General features: G+C 67.2%; 3 protein-coding genes. 2 read left to right on the top strand and 1 reads right to left on the bottom strand.

Annotated elements, in window-relative coordinates:
- A partial coding sequence (locus AC1VTH_RS07525; RefSeq protein WP_481335524.1) for a L,D-transpeptidase occupies positions 1-979 on the top strand: 979 nt, incomplete at its 5' end.
- Positions 980-1,148: 169 nt separating this feature from the next.
- Here AC1VTH_RS07525 and AC1VTH_RS07520 read toward each other — a convergent pair.
- Entirely contained in the window at positions 1,149-2,231 is a 1,083-nt protein-coding gene (locus AC1VTH_RS07520; protein ID WP_481335523.1) for an acyltransferase, read from the bottom strand.
- A 252-nt stretch (positions 2,232-2,483) separates the two neighbouring features.
- On the opposite strand from AC1VTH_RS07520, the gene AC1VTH_RS07515 reads away from it, so the two are divergent.
- Positions 2,484-3,254: fructose-bisphosphatase class III (locus tag AC1VTH_RS07515; protein WP_481335522.1), on the top strand; the 771-nt coding region annotated here is incomplete at its 3' end.

Genomic DNA, 3,254 nt, shown 5'->3' with positions numbered 1-3,254 from the left:
GGCCTACGCCGTCGTGCCCGAGCAGCTTGGCACGGCCCTCGATGCGGACGCCACGATCGCGTACGTGGGCGAGCAGCTCACGAGCCTCACCGACACCATCAGGCTTGGCAAGGACTGCCTGGCCCGACCGAGCGTCACGTCCGATGACGAGAAGCTCGCCGAGGCGCCCAAGAACGCCAACCGCTTCATGACGGCCGACATCCCGCTCACGATGGGCGGCGTCGTGGCGGGCGAGGTCACGCGCACGCAGATTTCTTCCTGGATCACGCTCGACGACCAGCACAACGCCACGCTCGACGAGAACAAGCTCAAGGACTGGGTCAAGACCGAGGTCGCCGCCAAGTACGACACCCGCGGCGCCGCGCGCACCTACACCCGCCCCGACGGCAAGGTCGTGACGGTCGCCGCCACGGGCTCCAGCCACTGGGACGATGCCTACGGCTGGGTCACCGACGAGGTCGCGCTCACTGACGCGCTCAAGGCGGCCGTCGAGGCCGGCTCGACCGACGCCATCGAGATTCCCACCAAGGAGACGGCCCAGAACGTGCCCGACGCGGGCCTCAGAGACTGGGGCAACCGCTACATCGACATTGACCTGGCCGAGCAGCACGTGCGCATGTACGACGACTCGGGCGCCCTCGTCTGGGAGAGCGACTGCGTCACCGGCGACCACGCCAAGGGCCACGACACGCCCACCGGCGTCTACGTCCTCAACAGCTGTCGCGCCTCGGGCGACGTCGAGCTGCGCGGTGCCATCGACCCGGCCACCAACCAGCCCGAGTACATCAGCCACGTGAGCTATTGGATGCCCTTCATTGGCAACTCGTGGGCCCTGCATGACGCCAGCTGGCGCAGCCGCTTTGGCGGAGACATTTACCAGTACGCCGGTAGCCACGGCTGCGTGAACCTGCCCGGCGACAAGGCCAAAGAGCTCTTTGGCCTGTGCAAGGTCGGCGACGTGGTGGTCGTCCACAACTAGCGCCATCGGGGCGGGCCGCCTGGCTCGCCCTTTTCTTTGTGCGTACCATGGGGCAGGCCTGCGTGCCAAGGGGGCGGGGCTGTTGGCACGCCGGGACGCGGCGGCGCCATCGTGCGTCATGAAGCGAGCCCACCTGCGCTCGCGGGTGCATCTGCCCGGAGCGCTTTCGCTACTCGTGGTGGGCGAGCGCGCCCTCGATCCTCTCGTACCCCGCCTGCGTGAGCCTCACCACGGTCGCATCGAGGAGCGCCGCCACCGCAAGCGAGATGAGGTAGCAGGCCAGCGTGCACGCGACCCACGCCATGACGCAGACGGGCCCGCCCCTGCTGGTATCGAGCAGGCCCGCGCCCGTCGCCGCGGCAAAGACAAAGTGGATGACGCCCGCCTGCAGCAGGTAGACACCGTAGGAGTGGCGCGCCACCCAGGTGATGGCGGCGCTTGTCCGCCGGCCACGCACGCAGATCTTGGCAAAGAGGCAAAACACCGCGATGGTCGTCACGACCCACGAATAGTCCGGGTTGTGCGGCTCGAAGCCAAGTAGGACGAGCAGGGCCACGCACGGCCACGCGACCCACCCCAGAACGCAGATGGCTCGGGCGCCTCGCTCGCCATAGAGCTCGGGAACCCTTTCGGCAAGGTATCCCAGGCAGAAGTAGGGCAGGTAGCTGCCGAGGAGCGTTGACGCCGGGAAGAGGTGGTTCGCGATGCCCAGCAGCCCCTCGGTCGTCGCAGACGGGAACGTCATCTCGACGAGCTGGCCCGCGAGCCCCCATAGCGACAGCGCGACCGTTATGGACAGCGCGAGCCTCGTCTGGCGCTTGTTCAGATTCGAGAAGAGCACGAAGAGCAGCGGCGCCACCATGAGGCAGGGGATGAGCGCGGGCACGAACCAGTACTGCGCCCCCATGGTCTGCCAGACCCAGGTGAGGTAGGTGTCGACTCCCAGCACCTCGCTTCCGGTGAGGCAGAAGGCGGCGTAGGCGAGCGTGGCGTAGACCAGCAGCGGCACCACGATCGTCTTGGCCTTGTGCGAGAGGTATCGGCCGTAGCCCTGTCTGAGGGGCCGGATGGCAAAGAAGCCCGACAGGGCAAAGAAGACGGGGTCGCAGACGAGGGCCAGGCGTTCGAGGGCGGGCGTCGCGTCGACGCCGCAGACGGGCGGCAGGCAGCGCGCGCTGTGGCACACGACGACCAACAGCATCGAGAGCGACCTGAGCAGGTCCCAGTTTGCCATCCTCTTGCTTGCGGCCATCCGTCCTCGTTTCGCCGTGGCCCGTCCGGGCGGGTTTGTGTTTGCTGGCCCTGATTATCCGTCACGCGCGGCCGCTTGCGCGCGGGGCCCGTCGCCCACGTGGCCTGCCGCGCCCATGGCGCTCGACGCGTCCGCCCACCCGTCTCCGCCCGTGAATCAAATGACTACGCAAACGTGTACATTTAATGGACTTGCGCCACTCGCAGGCCCGCGGGGCTAGGATGGCCTCACGACCACGGGCGAGGGAGACGCATGCGCACAGACGTTATGGACGGGCAACGCACCAAGTACCTTGAGCTTCTCTCCGAGAAGTTCCCCACGTGCCAGGCCGTCTACACCGAGATCATCAACCTCGAGGCCATCCTCAACCTTCCCAAGGCCACCGAGCACTTCATATCAGACGTCCACGGCGACTACGAGCAGTTCGACCACATCATCAACAACTGCTCGGGCGTCATCCGCGAGCGCGTGCGCGCGGTCTTCCGCCATCGCCTCACCGCGGGAGAGCAGGCCGACCTGTGCACCCTCATCTACTATCCCGACGAGCGCCTCAAGCGCGTCGCCGCCGCGCACCTCGACACGCCCACGTGGTACCGCACCGCGCTGTCGCAGCTCATCGAGCTCGCGCGCTACCTGTCGGACGCCTACACCCGCTCCAAGGTACGCAAGGCCATGCCCGTCGCCTACGCCTACATCATCGACGAGCTGCTGCACGCGAGTCCCGGCGAGCCCACGAGCCGCGCCGCCTACCACGAACGCATCGTCGACTCGATCATCGAGACGGGCAGCGTCTGCGACTTCATCAAGAGCCTCGCCGCCCTCATCAAGCGTCTGGCAGTCGACCACGTCCACGTGGTGGGCGACGTCTTCGACCGCGGCGCGCGTGGAGACGCGATCCTCGACCACCTCATGGGCTACCACTCGCTCGACATCCAGTGGGGCAACCACGACATCTGCTGGATGGGCGCCGCGGCTGGCTCCGAGGCCTGCGTGGCGGCCGTGGTGCGTAACAACATCCACTAC

It is taken from the genome of Parolsenella sp. (assembly GCF_982402205.1).
This window is presented reverse-complemented; position numbering and strand designations above follow the sequence as displayed.